Genomic DNA, 17508 nt, shown 5'->3' with positions numbered 1-17508 from the left:
GAAATCTAATGGTTTTAACTAAAATTTTCTGTTATTTTAGGAGGATACATAATTATTATGGAATCAGCTTTGCAAGGTGAAAAAGAGCTTGATCAAGAATGGTTAGAACTAATCGTTGAAGCACGAAATTTGGGAATTTCTTTTGATGAAATCAGGAGTTTCCTCAATGAATCTTCGTAGACCTTATGCTGAGGTCTTTTTTAATACCGCCAAGAAACAAAGCAGATTGGGATAGCCCTGCTTTGTTCCGAGTTACCATCAAATTACGCTGATATAATTGGCCTCCTCTAATACATTTAAACGCTCGATTTCTTTCAAAACTTGTACGTTTTTCGGAAGAAGTACAAGCGCTTTATTTACTACAGTAATTTCATATTCAATCTCACAAACAGCTGGTACTTGCCCAATAATTCTTTGAGCCACTTCAAATGGTACTTCTACTTGAGCGATTCTGTGACCGTTGGAAACACCTTTTTCGCTAGAAGAAGCTTGTTTTTTACTTAGAATATGAATTTCTCCAACTTGAACAACTTTTCCTTCATCATTCTTGGAATCATATGTACTTGCATAAATAACAACCTCCTGACGTCTCATGAAAACATCCCACCTCCATTTTTTTACAATTCATAATTATTATAGGTTCTTAATTAAGAACAATCAAGTGCAAAAATAGGCAAAACCCTCTACCCTTTTTCAAAGGAAACGGTTTTGCCTTATTAACAGCTGTTTTTGTCACGTGGTAAGATACTTAAATGAATTCGAACCTACAAGTAACATCCTTTTTCGAGTAACTAGCAAAAGTAAAATAAGCGGAGACTTTCCGGTTAAATGTAGAAATGAGCTCGTTTCGGGGTATTTAAGCGGAGATTTTCCGCTTATGCAAAAAAAAATCCACCATATTTCACGTTTTTCTAGTCAATAGGCGGAATCTCTCCGTCTATTTAAGCCTTTTTTGATAATGTTTACTTATTAAGCGGAACTTTTCCGTCTATTTATCAGCTCCTGTGCTTAACCTGAGCCCTCAACATAAAAAAGACGTATGCCAATTCATACGCCAATTCTTGTTTCTTATAATAAAGCACCTTAAAATGGAACCCTTTACTCTCAGCATTGCCACTTAGTTTATGTTCACTGACTGATTTAAATGATGTTCCACTTTTCTATTTGATACATAGCTATGCAAAATCATCCCTAAGATGACAACAAAAATACCGATCCATGATAACAGGGTTGGAAAAGCAATGGATAAAAATAACAGTTCCCCAACTAATGCAAAAACCACTTCCATTGATTGTGTTGCTTCAACTGCTGCTAACTTTTGCATATTTCCTCTTACCATATCTGTGGCCGCAAAAAATAAGACCGTTGCAATGACACCTGAAGAAAGTGCCACCAATAAGGATTGAAGACTTTGCCCGCCACTAGGTACTCCAACGGTAAACAAGCCGTAGAGTGAAAGTAAAAGCCAGAATGGAAGACTTGCTAATGTCATTCCTAACACGCGTTGATATGCATCTAACCGCCCTTCACATACATCCATCATTTTACGATTTCCTAAAGGATAGGCAAATGAGGCGATTAGAATCGGAACGACACCTAATAACACATTCTCAAGTGAAAGCTGCTTTGCATGTTCCATCTGCATGAGAACAATACCTAACAAAATGATCATAGACATGATAAGCCCTCTAAAGGGAATTTTTCCTCTTGTCTGTAATGGACCATTCTTTGTATGTATCGTTACAAAAAATAACGGTGCCAGTAATGCGCCCGAAATGATTGTTATTTGCCATGTACCGGCAATTAACCAGCCTGGTGAGTATGCAGCTGCAAAACATAAAGGGGCATAAAATAATCCGAAGCCAACAAAGCTCCATATCAGCCATTTTCCTGGTTTTGCTTTCATTTCTGTTACTAGCGGCCGCAGGTTTTTCCTTATGATGACAATACACAAAAGAAATGGCACCATAAAAATGTATCGGAGCGAAGCACTCCAAATCCAGCTGCCTCCAGACAACTCCATGGAAGCGTTAAGAACAAATGTAAATGCAAAAAAGAAGGCAGCACAAATTCCGATTACGATTGATTTCACTGAACTCACCTCGGCCCCATTTGCTGTGATAACAGTTCGCCAAGACTAAGCCAGTTATCTTCTACAAGACGTACTACTTTTTCATGCTCATGATTTTTACAGGCTGAAATTATTTGGTTGTGCTGTTCTACGGATTTTAACCCTTTAACTGAAATAAATTGTGAGATTTCTAGACGCTGGATTTTCGGGACGATACGTTCCAACGCTAATGCAATTTCAGGGTTCTCAGCCGCGTCCAGGAAAACCTTGTGAAAAGATCCATCTGCCTCAATTGCTTTAATCACATCACCATTTTCAATAGCTAGTCTCAAAGTTTGATTACTAAGCTCTATTTCTTCAATATCCTTCTCCTTCAATAAAGGACTTGCAAGGCGGGCAGCTAATGCATGTAAAGCTGCTACAACAGTAAACGCATGTTTCGCCTCCTCTAATTTTAATGGTGCTACCCGGGTAGATGATCCTGGAATTGACTCAACCAGTCCTTCATCTTCAAGTCGTTTAAGTGCTTCTCTAACTGGAGTGCGGCTAATTCCAAACTTCTCAGCTAATTCTTTGTCACTTAAGCGTTCTTCGGGTTTTAACTCCAGGTTAATGATGGATTTTTTTAACGTTTGATAGACTTCATCTCTTAACGACAAGCGCTTAATTGGTTTTATCATATTATTTTCCATAAAACCAATATATCGCATATTGGTTTTTATTACAATCATTTCTATTCTTCATCATCTCAGAAGGCCCTTATTTGATGTTTATTTTTGGATTTATCAGGTTGAATTTCTAAAAATTGCGCACTCTATTATTTGGAGGTGATAAAATTGGATAATCAAAATAATCGTCAAGGAAATAATAATCGCGAAAATAACAATGATAATGGAATTATGGACAAGATTGGTCAAGCTCTCGAAAATGTTGTTGATGCAGTTACTCCTGATGATCGAAACAACGGTCAAAATAGAAATCGCAATAGAAACAGCCAATAAGTATACAACGCCATTTTTTATGGCGTTTTTTATATCCTTAAAACTCCAAGCTGGTCACTAGCATGTTTTAGGGCAAAAAAAATGAAAGTGCCTGGCACTAACCGAATCATATCGAGGTGAAATCGACAATATCGGGTAATGACAGGCACTTGGTTATTACTAGAAAATTACAATGGTTTTACCTTTAAATGCTTATTTTTTGAGCTTTCTTCAACTTAAGATCAAAGCGGTCTGCATTCATTACTTTGACCCAAGCAGCGATAAAGTCACGTACAAACTTCTCTTGGTTATCGTCTTGAGCATAAACTTCTGCTATTGCCCGAAGAACGGAGTTTGAGCCGAACACGAGGTCCACTCTAGTTGCGGTACGCACGACTTTACCTGATTTCCGATCACGTCCTACATATACGTTTTCCTCCACAGGCTTCCACTCAACGCCCATGTCAAGCAAATTAACAAAGAAATCATTTGTAAGTGTGCCTGCACGCTCAGTGAATACACCATGTTCTGCTCCACCGTGGTTGGTGCCTAGTACACGCATACCGCCAATCAGTGCTGTCATTTCTGGCGCAGTCAGACCTAAAAGTTGTGCCTTGTCCACTAGTAGCTCCTCTGGACTTACTCTATACTTCCCTTTCTGGTAGTTACGGAAACCATCAGCGACAGGTTCTAGTACAGCAAAGCTTTCAACATCTGTTTGCTCTTCAGTGGCGTCACCTCGTCCAGGAGCAAAAGGAACGGTTACATCAAAGCCTGCATCACGTGCTGCCTTTTCTATCGCAGCACTGCCGCCTAGTACAATCAAATCAGCAAGGCTGACTTTCTTCTTTAATTTACTTTGTATGTCTTCGAATACACCTAACACTTTTGCAAGCTGCTCCGGCTGATTCACTTCCCAATCCTTCTGCGGAGCAAGACGGATACGTGCACCATTAGCGCCGCCGCGCATATCTGATCCACGGTAGGTGCTAGCAGAAGCCCAAGCCGTTGTAACTAACTCGCTGACTGTAAGTCCTGAGTTGAGGATTTTCGCTTTAAGCTCTTCTACTTCCCCCTCTGTTAATTCATAATCAACAGTCGGCACAGGATCTTGCCAAATTAGTTCTTCTTTTGGAACCTCCGGGCCTAGATATCTTACTTTTGGACCCATATCACGATGAAGAAGTTTAAACCATGCACGGGCAAACACGTCGGCAAATTCTTCTGGATTTTGGTGGAAACGACGCGAAATCTTTTCGTATTCAGGATCATAGCGTAAAGCCATATCCGCTGTGGTCATCATCGTTGGAACTTTTATGGATGAATCTTCTGCATCCGGTGCAAGATCCTTCTCATCAGGATTGACAGCAAGCCATTGATAGGCACCTGCAGGACTCTTTGTAAGCCACCATTGATATTTAAACAATAGATCAAAGTAACCATTGTCCCACTTTGTTGGATTAGCCGTCCAAGCTCCTTCAATACCGCTGGTGATAGTGTCTCGCCCCTTACCGCTTCCATGTGTACTTAACCAACCCAGGCCCTGTGCTTCAATTGGGGCAGCTTCTGGTTCAGGGCCAACATGAGCAGCGTCCCCAGCACCGTGTGCCTTACCAAAAGTGTGACCCCCGGCAATTAGTGCCACTGTCTCTTCATCGTTCATTCCCATTCGTGCAAAAGTTTCACGTATATCACGGGCACTTGCAACAGGGTCCGGGTTACCGTTTGGACCTTCAGGGTTCACATAAATAAGCCCCATCTGAACAGCAGCAAGTGGGTTTTGCAGTTCACGATCTCCTGAGTAACGATTATCACCCAGCCAGTCTGTTTCTGTGCCCCAGTAAATGTCTTCTTCCGGGTGCCAAATGTCCTCACGTCCGCCGCCAAAACCAAAGGTCTTGCCTCCCATGGATTCAATCGCAACATTACCTGCTAAGAGGAGCAAGTCCGCCCAAGAAATCTTATTGCCATACTTTTGCTTAACCGGCCATAGGAGCCTGCGCGCTTTATCAAGGTTGCCGTTGTCTGGCCAGCTGTTAAGCGGAGCAAAACGCTGTGCACCCGTTCCGCCGCCGCCCCGGCCATCGGTTATACGATAAGTTCCTGCGGCATGCCACGACATACGGATAAAAAATGGACCATAATGACCGTAGTCCGCAGGCCACCAATCTTGACTGGTTGTCATGAGCTCTTGAAGATCCTGCTTAAGAGCATAGTAATCTAGTTTTTTAAATTCTTCTGTATAAACAAAGCCTTCTCCCATAGGGTTAGATTTTCTGTCATGCTGATGAAGAAGATTCAAGTTTAATTGGTTTGGCCACCAATCCCGATTTGTCGTACCGCTAGATTTATAACTAGCAGCGCCTCCGTGATGAAACGGGCACCCTTCTGCATTAGCATTGTTTTTAACATCCATCGTTATTCCCCTCTCTTTGTTAAATCAGGAACAAATAATTATCCTTTCTAGTGGTCAAAAATATACAAACTTCTGACAATAACTATTCTATTTTTATTCTACTAGGCTATTACTAAAATTTGATAAATTATCCATAATAATCACAAATTTGTAACAAAATCCATAGATTTCCAACACCCAAGTGATTATTTCCTTTGAAAAAAAAAACTGCAGGTGTAAAAACACCATGCAGTCTTAACCATTTATTTTATACCCACTGAATAGAACCAAATACATCATGTGGATGGTTTGATAATTTAAATCTTCTATACTCATATTCTAATTTTGATAGTGAAAAGTCATATAGCTGTTGATCGTCTTTATTATATACGTTTAAGAAAATTAGTTTATTAATAAGTCTTTGCCGCTTTTTTTCATCATTTTTTCTCATTAGAAACACTCCTTTAGATTTAGAAAGTCTTTCCCTTGAATACAACTGTTATTTGATAACTTTATTATAAACTTATAATTCCTATCTGTAAAGTAGGAATTAAAAAATTAAAAAAATGGCCTATTAGGACGGGATAGTGCCGGTTAAAAATTGGCTCCTTTAATTATGGGAACAATCTGTAACGGATAGTACCTGTAAAACTGGGTGCTTCTAATTATCGGGACAATCAGACCTAGATAGTGCCGATAATTAGAGGAACCCAAAATTAACGTAACAATCTGGACGGGATAGTGTCGATATAACCGATATCCCTTCATTACGGGAACTATCTCATCGGGATAACGCCCATAAAACCAAGATCCTTAAATAAAAACATGCTTTTCTACATGAAAAGCACATTAGATAATTGTTTTAGTCATGATAAAGTCTATTTGTTCTTCATCACCCATATAAAAAGAGTGTGCTCCAGTTTGCACAAACCCCATTTTTTTATAAAAAGCGATAGCATTTTCGTTTTTTTCCCATACACCAAGCCAGATTTTTTTTTTCTTACATTCCCGAGCAGTTTCTATCGCTTTATTCAGCAGATATTTACCCAGCCCATGTTTTTGAAATTGTTCTTTTATATAAATCCTCTCAACCTCAAGGGATTCCTCACCCATTTCTTCCGACTGAGCGTCATTGATATTGACCTTTAAATACCCAGCAACTTTATTATTAAAATAAACAAAAAAGAATTGCGAAGAGATTTGGGATAATTCTTTTTCTAATTGTTTGAAGTTAAATGCTCTTTCTAAATAGGCATTCATATTTTCTGGTGAGTTCTGATCCTTAAATGTTTCAGTAAATGTCTCACAACTTATTTTTTGTAGTACGACTAAATCTTCATTCCTGCACTTGTTTATTTCTATTGCCATTTTTGTTCTGTCTCTCCTTCTATATAATCAATAAATTCTTTTGTTACCTTTTTTAACAAATTCCCAATCCACTTCTACATTTTTCCTTACTCTTTGAAGAAGATTAAAAAGTGTCTCCACTTCCAATTTAGTAAGTCCCTCTAAAGCAACCTTATTGGAATGATCATTCTCTCTTTTTATGAAAGGATAAACAGTTTTCCCTTTCTCAGTACAGAAAAGTCTTTTTATTTTCTGATTATGTTCATCTAGTTTCTTTTCAATAAAACCATTCATTTCAAGTTTCTTAATAGCCCGGGCTGCTGTTGTTCGATCTACTTTTATCATCTCAGCTAACTTCTCTTGAATGATTCCAGGGTTTTCACATATTCGAACAAGGTACAAATACTGCCCTTTTGTTAGGTCATACTCTTTAAATTCGATATTACTGATAGAATCTAATGCCCTAGCGATCATTCCGATTTCACGTAATATTTCTTTCATTTTGAACTCCTTAACCAATATTTTTTGTTGCATTTACTATAAAAATGATATAATTTAAATATACACAAGTTTTATTGCATTTGCAACAAAATGAAGATGGATAAAAAAGGACTGATACAATGAATCCAAAAAGAGTAACAACCGATGAAGAGTTAAGAGCAGCATTTACTATTCGAAAAGAAGTATTTGTAAAAGAACAAGGCGTACCGCTGGAAGATGAATTTGATCAATTTGATACACTGAATGGACTTTGTGAACACATATTAGTTCAATACAATGAACAACCAGTCGGAACGGGAAGGATCAGGTTTATCGATGGAGCAGGAAAATTAGAGAGAATTTGTATTCTCGAACCTTACCGTAAATTCGGCCTTGGAAAAACCATTATAAACACGTTAGAAGAAATTGCGTCAGAACGGGGAGCCTCAAAGGTTAAATTACATGGACAAACACATGCAGAAGGTTTTTATAAAAAACTTGGTTATCAGACTTCATCTGATATCTTTATGGAAGATGGCATTCCCCATATTCTTATGCTCAAAGATTTGTCTGCCAATAATTGAGGGTAAGGCTAGTTAAATATACTCTTTCATAAGAACTTAAAAAAGCTAACAAGGTCAACGATTGGTCAACCTTGCTAGCTTTTTTATTTTTCTATTATCTTATTTGTGGTCGATAATTGCCCAATAAGCAGGTTTTACATTGTATTCTGGATCAAATACAAATGGTGCGTCTTTACCTGATCTAGCTACCATTTTAGCATATGGTGCAGTTGGCAGTGTTACAACATTTCCATCTGCATCATAGTAAACATCTGCACGGTCATTCAACCATGTATGGTTATCTGCAATACCCCAGAAAGTCACATTACTGATTTTATCACCAAGTTTTTCGTATAACTTAAATAAACGATCATAACGAGCTGCTTGATCTATGAATTTTTGTTCTGGAATTGCTTCATATGTCGGAAACGCCCTTACCGGCCAGCCATACATACTAACATCAAGCTCGGTAATTTGGTTATCTAATCCAAGAGCAGCAAACATGTTAATCGTATCTTCAATTTCTTTTTCAGAAGGCCAGCCGATTTGGATGTGAGACTGATGCCCAACACCATCAATTGGAACGCCTTGCCCTTTTAAAGTTTTTACTAGGTTATAAAGGTGTGTTCTTTTTGGTTCTACTTCTGTATTGTAATCATTGATATATAGCTTTGCGTCTGGAGCAGCATATTTTCTAGCTGTTTCAAAAGCAACTTTAATATAGTCCGTTCCAGTGATTAGGAACCATGGAGATTGACGCATACCATCTTGTCGTCCGCCCCATTCATCGATTACTTCATTGACAACATCCCAAGATTTAATATCATTTTTATAACGTGATACGACCGTTTTAACATGATTTTCTAAGCGGCTTAATAAAAGCTCTTTGTTAGCCGCAAGATTTGCTGGATCAGCAACCGCTTGCTTTCCATTCTGCCAAACAACCATTGGTTTTCCACTTTCATCTTGAAAGAACCAATCTGGTACTTGGCTATGCCAGACTAGGGTATGGCCGCGCATGTCCATTCCATTTTCTCTAGCAAACTTAACAAGTTTATCTGCCGGTTCCCAGTTGAAATTTCCTTCTACTGGCTGTAAACTGCTAGGCTTCATAACATTCTCTGCTACAATACTATTAAAATGACGCTTTAACATTTGTGAGTCTTTTGAATCTAACAATTGAGAGGGTTCCACTGCCGCTCCGATAGTAAAAGAATCTTTGTATCTTTGATCCAATTGTGGTGCTGTTAATCCGCTAATACTTGGCTTATTTGAAATATTAGTTTCTGCACCTGCTGACCCAACCGGTAGTAATAAAGCTAAAGCTAATCCAGAAATAATCGGTTTACGTAAAACTTTTAGCATGTTTTAATCTCCCTTTTTTAATAGATTTAAAAGAGTATTCTTCTTTTTCTGAATTTATTGTAACGTAAATAACTTTGTCTATATACCAAACAAAGTAAAGGTCTTACTTTTACTATTAAAGGTTTTCAACTCCATAATAGGTATATTCACTATACAAAAATGTACACATCATTTACAAGGTGACTATTTTCACGGTTGATTTTATTACCTTTTGAGTATCACGATCATCACAAAAAAGTTTGTTTACCAAATAGACTAACTATCCTAAAAAACAAAAAGCAGTTCCACAAATATACGTACTATATAACTTACAACGTATATCCAAAATCTCTAAGTAACTCCAATTATGTTTGAGTGCCTTGCCCAAAAAAAAGACCCCTTCTTATATAAGAAAGGATCTTTCTATGATTAATCTCTTGGTGCAAGTTCAATGGCTGACTTTATAGCTGCTTTCATACTCCTTGAATCAGCAATGTTTTTTCCAGCAATATCAAACGCAGTGCCATGGTCAACGGATGTACGGATAACCCCGCCTTTCAATCCTACCGTAATGTTTACACCATCTTCTATCCCCATTACTTTAATCGGTGCGTGACCTTGATCATGATAACACGCCACAACAATATCAAAGTCGCCACGAGCCGCACGGAAAAATAGAGTGTCTGCTGGGTGCGGTCCGGAAGCATTAATTCCTTCTGCTTTAGCCTTTTCGATTCCAGGAATTAGTTTTTCTTCTTCCTCACCATTACCGAAAAGCCCATTTTCACCGGCATGTGGGTTGATTCCACAAACAGCCACACTTGGGTTTTTAATTCCCGCTCTTGATAATGTATCATGTGCTAATTTTATTACCTTGTAAGTTCTCTCCGGATTAATCATTTCAATTGCTTTGATCAAACCGACATGTGTAGTGAGATGGATTACTTTTAAGTTTGGTGCTGTCAGCATCATTGAAAAATCTTCTGTGTCCGTCAATTTCGCCAAAATTTCCGTGTGACCTGGATACAGATGACCACCTTTATGCATAGCCTCTTTGTTTAGTGGAGCTGTACAGATGGCATTGATTTCTTTTTCCTTCGCTAAGGCTACAGCTTTGGCAATGTATTGATAAGCAGCATTTCCCGCATCACCTGATACTTGACCGAATGGCAAATCAACCGGAAGTAAGTCTAAATCAATGACATCTATTATTCCAAACTCGTTTTTTGCTTCTGATACAGTATTAATCACATTGATTTGTACATCAGCATTCACAATTGGTTTTACTCGCTCTAAAATTTTCGCATCACCAATCACTACCGGTTGGCATTGATCATAAATATCCTTGTCCATTAACGATTTAACAATTATTTCTGGCCCAATTCCTGCAGCATCTCCCATAGTAATTCCGATAATTGGTTTCATTTAAAGCACTCCTTTTAACTTATCAATTGCGTGAACAAACACCGTTTCTTTCCCAAAACCACCAGCTTTTGTAATGACAAAGATGTCTTCTATGCCGATAAATGTTGAAATCGGTACACCTATTTCTAATTCATCATGCAGATAAAAGCCTTTTACGCCCCATATTTCACATACTTGTTTTGCCGTGTCGCCGCCAGTCATTACTATCCCTTTAAATAGCTTATCCTCAATCAATGCAGCACATATTTCACCCATCATTTTGACAATTTCATTACTCGTTTCTGTATAATTAAAGCCATTTTCTTTCCCAGTTTTTCTTGCTTTTTCTATATCTTTTGTTTCGCCAGTAGTGTAAATGACAACATCATGACCATTTTTGACTGCAGATCTGGCAGACTTTACCACGTTTGTGATTTCCGCTGTTCGTTCCTCTTCACACGAAACCGCTTTGTAGGATTCCACTTTAATTCCAGTCACACCATCTTTCTTTAGTACAACACTTAACTGGTGTCTGGAATTTTTATTTACACTGCCTACCACAGTTAGTATAGGTTTATTATGGGATGGAATCGACAATTGGCTCTCTGTCTTTTCAATTTCGTAATATGCAGGGAGATAATTAGCTAGTCCGGCAGATCCTACCCAAGTGATAGTAAAGTTAACTTCCTTTGTATATCTTAAAATCATTTCCAAATCTTCTTCTGTTTCTGAATCAACAACAATATAGGAAATACCTTTTTTTGCAAATTCTTCGACTTGTTGTAGAATGCTGACTTTCCCATTTCGCAAAACATCTTTCTCAATTAAACCAACAGTTCGGTTCGTTTGTTGCATTAATAGAGTCGGTATATGAGATTCTGTAACTGGAGTTTTGGGATCATTGGCAATTTCAGTTTCATTTAAAAGAATCCCATTTAAATAATGATGACCATTTATTACTGTTCTCCCATTTTTAGGATACCCTGGAACGATGAAAACAAAATCTGGTTTTATTGTTTCGTAAACAGCATCAATCTCGCTGCCCAAATTCCCTCTCAATGTTGAGTCAATTTTTTTATAAATATTTTTAACACCTTGTTCTTTTAGAAATTGCATAACTTCAAAAACTTTATGGTACGCCTCATTTTTGTCAATCGAACGGCTATCCGTATCAAAGACGACAGCTTCTGAATCATGAACGGCTTTTTTATCTAGTCCAAATAATACAGATGTTTTCAAACCGAACTTCGCTAGCTGTACTCCACTGTCGTTAGCTCCCGTTAAATCATCTGCAATAATGGCTAATTTCATTGTTTGCACTCCTTACTGTCTATAGAAAACTACAATTATTCTATATTTTAATAGATTACAATAATAGAGAAAGCCATTCAGAAAATTGAATGGTTCCTCTAATTTATTTATTGGAAATTAGTTGATGCAGTTTTACCCTTTTTCTCTAAACGTTTCACAAGAAAAGCAACAAACAGCGGTAAAAGAATAGCAGTCGTTACTACACTAGCAGCAACCTGAACTGTCGCTAATTCAACGTTCGCCGCAAATGCCGGGCTTGCCGCTGCAATAGCAGCCGGTGTAGCAACCGCATTTCCTGCAGTAGATCCTTCAGCAGCACCTACAATTGGGTTCCATTTAAGTGTTTTGAAAACGAAGTATGATACTGAACCTGTTAGTAAAACAGTCATGATTCCAATGGCAATACCAGCTAATCCACCTGTAATAATTGCTTGGAAGTTAATTCCCATACCTAAAGCGAAGGCAAAGAACGGAATTAACATGTCGCTTCCTTTTGCAAAGAATTCTCTCATTTCACCATCTAAATTACCAAGAATAAAACCTACAACGATTGGAAGTAGTACAGAAATAAATGCCGTTGCCGAGAACATTCCTTCAATAAATCCCATTGTACCGAAAATCGTCAATGCTACCATTGTTAAGAAAGGACCATCATTTAGTGCTAATAGTGAATAAGCTGCTTTGTCGTCAGCCTTACCATATTGACCAACTAAAGCCATGTATAAGCCGCCATTACTATTTGTCATGGCTGCAATAATCGCCATTGGAACTAATCCAAAGAATAAACCATTTGCATCTGCCATCATAAAGGCTACTAAACCAACAATCGCACCCACTACCCATTTAACAAAAAGAAGAGTTGCACCTTTACTAACTGATACTCCGATATTTCGAACATTTATTTGAGCCCCTGCACAAAGCAAGAAAAGTGCAATTAGCGTCCCTGCTCCATTTACAAATAAAGCCTCTGTAAAATTACCAATGCGAAGTAGATTTGGAGCAAATGTATTAATAGTAGCAGCCAGCAATAAAGGTACTACCATCATTCCGCCTGGAATTCTATCCAACGTTTGTTTAATTTTCATTGTAATATCCCCTTTGTTTTTATTTGCGCTTACATTCTAATGAAAACGCTCTTTCCTATGATAAAAAATAAAATAGATCAAAAATGCAACACTGTTCTTTTTTGTTCTAAATGTAATGCGCTTACAAATGTGATTATAGATACTTATGTTCAATATTGCAATAGTTTTTTTAAAAAAATAATAAAAATAAATTAACGTTGCAATTTGCAACGTTAATTTATTTTCCTCCATAAGGTCGTACGGTTAATTCCCAAGCGCTTAGCAGCTTTGGTTTGATTCATATTTTCTTCTTTGAGAACTTTAAGGATCACTTCTTTTTCAATTTCTTCTAACGTTTTGGTTAGGTCAATCTCAGATCCCTTTCTCACCATTGAGTCATCAAGAGATACGTTATTAATTACCTGACTATCAATATAATCCCCTTCTGAGGCAATGACCAAATCCTTTACCAAACTCTTTAGTTGTTTAACGTTTTCTGTCCATGAGAAATTTCTGAGATATTCTAGTGCCTCTTCCTTAATCCCCACCACTTGTTTTCCAAATTGAGCATTAAAAATACTTACGAACAACCGAATTAACTCTCCTAAGTCCTCGTTTCTTTCTTTTAAGGTTGGCATATAAATAGAGTTTGCATTCAATAGACTTATTATTTCCCTTTGGAATAAATTAGTATTCTTACCTGGATCGAATGAAAAAGAAAAGATAGCTCTTATTTGTTTATTCGTAATAAGTTCCATCATCTCTTTTTGCCGTTCTTTAGAAATAAGTTCAAATCCTAGTACATACACAGTTGTTTTTTCAAGGGTGGAAAGTACAAATCCAATTTCTTCGGTGACAGTTGATGAATCAGTTTGAATCACAAGTTCTACAAATTGACTATTACGATTTTCACTCTCAGAATGGATCGAGGAAGCGAGAAACTTTTTACCAACACCATTAGCCCCCCAAATGATAAGGGGATCCTTCGTGTCTGCCGCTGTCCTTGCTTTTGTTAACACATTTTTCATAATAGGGCTTGTCGTTACTAATTGAGCAAGAGATGTTTTGGGAATACGGCCTTTATGTACTTCTATATTCTTTTTCCCCTCAACATCTTTTTCATGAATTCTAAAATAGTAATATTTACCGTGATCTATTCGTCCAGCAGTCACACGTAAACCCTCACCATCTAGTACCATATTTTTATTAATCATCGAATAAGGGGTTTTAATCGCCAATAACTCATCGATTAACGGGAGAAAATCTTCTGGCAGACTAAATATCGAAAGTTGATTGATTTCTTTATTTTTCTTATAAAGTTTCTGAATAAATGCTTGATTAGCAAAAACAATTTTGCCGCTTTCTTGAAAGATTACAACACAATCCTTCATAGAATGAATGAAATTCTTATATACAGAGTAGTCCGATTCTAATTGCTTCATGGCCCGATTCATCTGTCTTACTTGGTCAAAAACTTCCAGCACTGATTCCTTGCCCGTTGTGATCATCATTCCCTGCAAACCGAAACTTTCAGCTGTATTTACGGTAATCGTATCACCCAGGATAAGCTGAGCACCATTCTTCCAAGCTTCCTTAACAGCATTCGCTACTTCTTCTTTTTGATGAACAACCGTATAGGATATATCAATAGTTAATAAATTGGCGACGGATAAAACATCATTACATATATTAGGAAAACCAATCATATGAACCTTCATTTGATAATCTTTAATCAACGTTAAGGTTCTTAAAATATCATAACCAGATAACTTAATTTCAACGACCGGTATATTGGTGAATTGACTGATTAACTTTGCTGTCCCACCGCGACTAATAATGAATTGTATGCCTTTATTTTCATTTTCCTTTACTACAGGAATTGCATCGCCTAAATCCGCTTCTTCTATCACAATATCAAGGTCATTTTGCTGTTTAGCTAGGACCGTCGCTAATTCCTTTAGCCCTCTATATGGTGCAATAAATAAAGTTTTTATCGCCAAAACATTACCCCCTCTGTTGCAGTTTGCTACAATCATTATACAAAAAGAAATGACTGACTACCACTCGGTCCTTGTATCCTGTACACGGAAAAGGAGAACAGTATCAAATACTGTCCTCCCTTACCTTTAAGACAATTCTTTAATGAATATATCTTTAGACCAATTTTTTATTATTACTAGTAATGAAAACGTAAAAGATCCCCGTCAAAGTTTGAATCAGTAAGAAAATAGGAAAAGAATACGATAATTGATAGTTATTTTGATAAGTAAGGATATGCAGAAGGCTAGCTATCCATTGAAAGGTTAAACCAATAAGAGACCAAACAGTTACATAAAAGATAAATGTTATTTTATTAATCCGTAATACATGATAAAAATACATATAAAAATAACCAAACGGAGCAAATAATGTATAATAGAAGACATCAAATAATTCATAGTGATTACTATCATTTTGTTTATAAAAATCTACAGGGCCTCCACCAAGCGTAAAATCAAATAACATTCCTGTTGATAATCCTGCAAGTACACTTATAAAAGTTACTTCCCTGCTAAGTTTTTTTGGTAAAAACTTCATTAAGGAGTAGGCGATAATATTCATGATGATTAGTGATATCTCATTCAAGCTAAAGTTGTCGATCCAAATCATTTCATTTTAGCTCCTTTAGAACAAATGAGTTGTAACAATATAAAATAAAATATCCTAACAAGTATAGTAAAACAAAGTATAGATAATCATAAATCAAATTCCATTGATGGTAATGAACAACATTAAAACTGAGTAACACAATTCTAATTAAAATTAAAACAAAGGAAGAAATAAGGATTGCTGTAGTTTTCTTTAACAATGTCGAGTTTCTTGGAATACTATTTATTCCAATTGCTATAAATAATGGAGTAATAAAAGTACGATCAATAATATATGCAATATACTTTAGTGGAACCTCGGAATATGTAATATATTTCAGTTCATCATTAGTGATCCAGCTCCGGTTAATATCAATAATAAAAACGAATAAAATGATGGCAGATATTTCAATTTTTGAAAATGGCTTCTTCATAGCATAAAACACTGCAATACCTAACCACGCTATATAGACAATTATAGATAATACCATCGTAGGTCCACCTTTATTTTATTAATCACCTTTATTTAGGCTTTGATAAAATAAAAGGATTTATGCAAGTAAGAAGAAGAAAGATTTAACATTTTAGCATGGTTTAGCGGAATTTACTCTTTCATACGAACTGTAGAGTGCGAAAAAAGCTGACAAGGTGAACGATTTGTTTACCTTGTCAGCTTTTCCCTTTAAGTATTATAAGATACTTTATGTAATTATCCTTCTTATCAACTTCGTTTACTCATTACTATTTTTCTGTACATCCCATTTAACATTATTTCTTTATCTTCATCCACCGTTAAAGCTTTATTCATTTGGCTGAACAGTTCTTCAAAATTCAATCCTATATCCGTGCCTAATACTTTTATAAGTGGTCTAAGAAGTTTTTTGAGTAAAGATAATTTTTGTTCTTTATATACAAATTTATCAAATATAATTATTTTACCTTCTTTTTTTAAGACCCTTGTCATTTCTGCAAAACACTTATCTGGATCAGGTACTACAGATAGAATAAGACTTGCCACGACAATATCAAATGTTTCATTTCTAAACTGCATATTCTGAGCGTCCATTTCTATGAACTTAATAGAGGAATGGTTAAACTTTTTCTTTGCCCGCTTAAGCATATCAGGTGAAAAATCAATGGCAGTTATATTGAGATCCGAAGTATTAATTAACTCCAAATCAGCACCTGTGCCAACACCAACAAACAAAACAACTTGATCACAATTAAAAGGTATCTGCTGAAATATTTGTCTTCGTGCATTCAAAAAGACACCAGAGTTAAAGAATCTGTCATACATAGGAGACCAAATTTTATATATTACTCTATTCCAAAAATTATTCATTTCTTTCCTCTCCTAGAGAAAACTTTCCTTAATAACTATTTCTATACTAATTAATTCATTTCCTCTAAGACAGTGGTTGAAATCAACCGAAAAAAAAGGTGCCTGTCACTTGTCGAATGTAATTATTTCGAATAGTGACAGTACACCTTATTCTAATTAAGTAGTAACTCGAATTCTACCAACTCTTCTAGTTCGGTTACGTTCTTTGATATTCAGTGCTCTTTGGGATTGAGAATTACCTTGAAATGATATGAGGCCAGCCTTATGCAGGGCATATCCGATAAAGGCAGCAAAAATCGAACTTCCAATCAGAAACAAGATGAATCTTCTGATAACGTTACGTAACATGATTTCACCTCTTTAACCTCTCATTGCTGATAAATATGATGAAATCATCTTATTTATGTCGTCTTATTCAATTCCGCATTACTTCCGTTCCGAGAATATCTTGGCCATAAATTATCTCGGGCTGATGTTATAAGCACCTTCTTTTGTTTTCCAATATCGCTAAACGAATTAGTTTCAGCTTGGTTTCTTTACTTAATGAAAGCCATTCCGGTTTAAAGATTTTCATTTCCAT

Annotated in this window: 19 protein-coding genes; 3 read left to right on the top strand and 16 right to left on the bottom strand. The window is 36.5% G+C overall.

Annotated elements, in window-relative coordinates; translation table 11 throughout:
* The first annotated feature begins 57 nt into the window (after positions 1-57).
* On the top strand, positions 58-180 hold the full coding sequence (locus QNH29_RS10630) for an anti-repressor SinI family protein (RefSeq protein ID WP_283864744.1): 123 nt from the start codon (positions 58-60) through the stop codon (positions 178-180).
* A gap of 78 nt (positions 181-258) precedes the next feature.
* Here QNH29_RS10630 and QNH29_RS10625 read toward each other — a convergent pair whose 3' ends face one another.
* The 3 genes from QNH29_RS10625 to QNH29_RS10615 form a co-directional block, all read right to left on the bottom strand.
* Positions 259-594 (bottom strand): hypothetical protein, encoded by a 336-nt coding sequence (locus QNH29_RS10625; RefSeq protein ID WP_283864743.1) that lies wholly within the window; start codon positions 592-594, stop codon positions 259-261.
* Positions 595-1117: 523 nt separating this feature from the next.
* Complete coding sequence (locus QNH29_RS10620; RefSeq protein ID WP_283864742.1) at positions 1118-2092, bottom strand: DMT family transporter; 975 nt, start codon at positions 2090-2092, stop codon at positions 1118-1120.
* Between the two features lie 5 nt (positions 2093-2097).
* Positions 2098-2763 carry a GntR family transcriptional regulator gene (locus QNH29_RS10615; protein WP_283865592.1) on the bottom strand — a complete coding sequence of 222 codons (666 nt, stop codon included), beginning with the start codon at positions 2761-2763 and terminating at the stop codon, positions 2098-2100.
* 144 nt (positions 2764-2907) lie between these two features.
* On the opposite strand from QNH29_RS10615, the gene QNH29_RS10610 reads away from it, so the two are divergent.
* Complete coding sequence (locus tag QNH29_RS10610; protein ID WP_283864741.1) at positions 2908-3072, top strand: hypothetical protein; 165 nt, start codon at positions 2908-2910, stop codon at positions 3070-3072.
* A 184-nt stretch (positions 3073-3256) separates the two neighbouring features.
* On the opposite strand, the gene katG is transcribed toward QNH29_RS10610, so the two are convergent.
* The 4 genes from katG to QNH29_RS10590 all read right to left on the bottom strand — a co-directional run bounded on the left by katG (position 3257) and on the right by QNH29_RS10590 (position 7294).
* Entirely contained in the window at positions 3257-5467 is a 2211-nt protein-coding gene (gene katG / locus QNH29_RS10605; protein WP_283864740.1) for a catalase/peroxidase HPI, read from the bottom strand.
* Between the two features lie 247 nt (positions 5468-5714).
* Positions 5715-5897: a Fur-regulated basic protein FbpA gene (locus tag QNH29_RS10600; protein ID WP_283865591.1), complete on the bottom strand. Its 183-nt coding sequence runs from the start codon at positions 5895-5897 to the stop codon at positions 5715-5717.
* A gap of 398 nt (positions 5898-6295) precedes the next feature.
* Positions 6296-6814 carry a spermidine/spermine N(1)-acetyltransferase gene (paiA, locus tag QNH29_RS10595; RefSeq protein ID WP_283864739.1) on the bottom strand — a complete coding sequence of 173 codons (519 nt, stop codon included), beginning with the start codon at positions 6812-6814 and terminating at the stop codon, positions 6296-6298.
* A gap of 27 nt (positions 6815-6841) precedes the next feature.
* The gene (locus QNH29_RS10590) at positions 6842-7294 is read right to left on the bottom strand and encodes a MarR family winged helix-turn-helix transcriptional regulator (protein WP_283864738.1); all 453 of its coding nucleotides are present in this window, start codon (positions 7292-7294) and stop codon (positions 6842-6844) included.
* Positions 7295-7413: 119 nt separating this feature from the next.
* On the opposite strand from QNH29_RS10590, the gene QNH29_RS10585 reads away from it, so the two are divergent.
* On the top strand, positions 7414-7857 hold the full coding sequence (locus QNH29_RS10585) for a GNAT family N-acetyltransferase (RefSeq protein ID WP_283864737.1): 444 nt from the start codon (positions 7414-7416) through the stop codon (positions 7855-7857).
* A 99-nt stretch (positions 7858-7956) separates the two neighbouring features.
* Here the strand turns inward: QNH29_RS10585 and QNH29_RS10580 are convergent, their stop codons facing one another.
* The 9 genes from QNH29_RS10580 to QNH29_RS10540 all read right to left on the bottom strand — a co-directional run bounded on the left by QNH29_RS10580 (position 7957) and on the right by QNH29_RS10540 (position 17276).
* Complete coding sequence (locus QNH29_RS10580; protein ID WP_283864736.1) at positions 7957-9201, bottom strand: endo-1,4-beta-xylanase; 1245 nt, start codon at positions 9199-9201, stop codon at positions 7957-7959.
* Positions 9202-9609: 408 nt separating this feature from the next.
* Positions 9610-10605 (bottom strand): 4-hydroxythreonine-4-phosphate dehydrogenase PdxA, encoded by a 996-nt coding sequence (gene pdxA / locus QNH29_RS10575; protein ID WP_283864735.1) that lies wholly within the window; start codon positions 10603-10605, stop codon positions 9610-9612.
* Entirely contained in the window at positions 10606-11895 is a 1290-nt protein-coding gene (locus tag QNH29_RS10570; RefSeq protein WP_283864734.1) for a four-carbon acid sugar kinase family protein, read from the bottom strand.
* 107 nt (positions 11896-12002) lie between these two features.
* Entirely contained in the window at positions 12003-12980 is a 978-nt protein-coding gene (locus QNH29_RS10565; RefSeq protein ID WP_283864733.1) for a 2-keto-3-deoxygluconate permease, read from the bottom strand.
* Between the two features lie 212 nt (positions 12981-13192).
* Positions 13193-14959, bottom strand: a complete 1767-nt coding sequence (locus QNH29_RS10560) for a sigma-54-dependent Fis family transcriptional regulator (RefSeq protein ID WP_283864732.1) — start codon at positions 14957-14959, stop codon at positions 13193-13195.
* Between the two features lie 154 nt (positions 14960-15113).
* Positions 15114-15608, bottom strand: coding sequence for a hypothetical protein (locus QNH29_RS10555; RefSeq protein WP_283864731.1), 495 nt, complete (start codon positions 15606-15608; stop codon positions 15114-15116).
* A gap of 1 nt (position 15609) precedes the next feature.
* Entirely contained in the window at positions 15610-16077 is a 468-nt protein-coding gene (locus tag QNH29_RS10550; RefSeq protein ID WP_283864730.1) for a hypothetical protein, read from the bottom strand.
* Between the two features lie 230 nt (positions 16078-16307).
* Positions 16308-16928 (bottom strand): class I SAM-dependent methyltransferase, encoded by a 621-nt coding sequence (locus tag QNH29_RS10545; protein WP_283864729.1) that lies wholly within the window; start codon positions 16926-16928, stop codon positions 16308-16310.
* A 156-nt stretch (positions 16929-17084) separates the two neighbouring features.
* Positions 17085-17276, bottom strand: coding sequence for a hypothetical protein (locus QNH29_RS10540; RefSeq protein ID WP_283864728.1), 192 nt, complete (start codon positions 17274-17276; stop codon positions 17085-17087).
* Positions 17277-17508 lie beyond the last annotated feature (232 nt).

It is taken from the genome of Neobacillus sp. DY30, from assembly GCF_030123065.1.
Taxonomy (GTDB): Bacteria; Bacillota; Bacilli; order Bacillales; family Cytobacillaceae; genus Neobacillus.
Note: the sequence above shows the minus strand (reverse complement) of the source record. Positions and strands in the feature narration are given on the sequence as shown.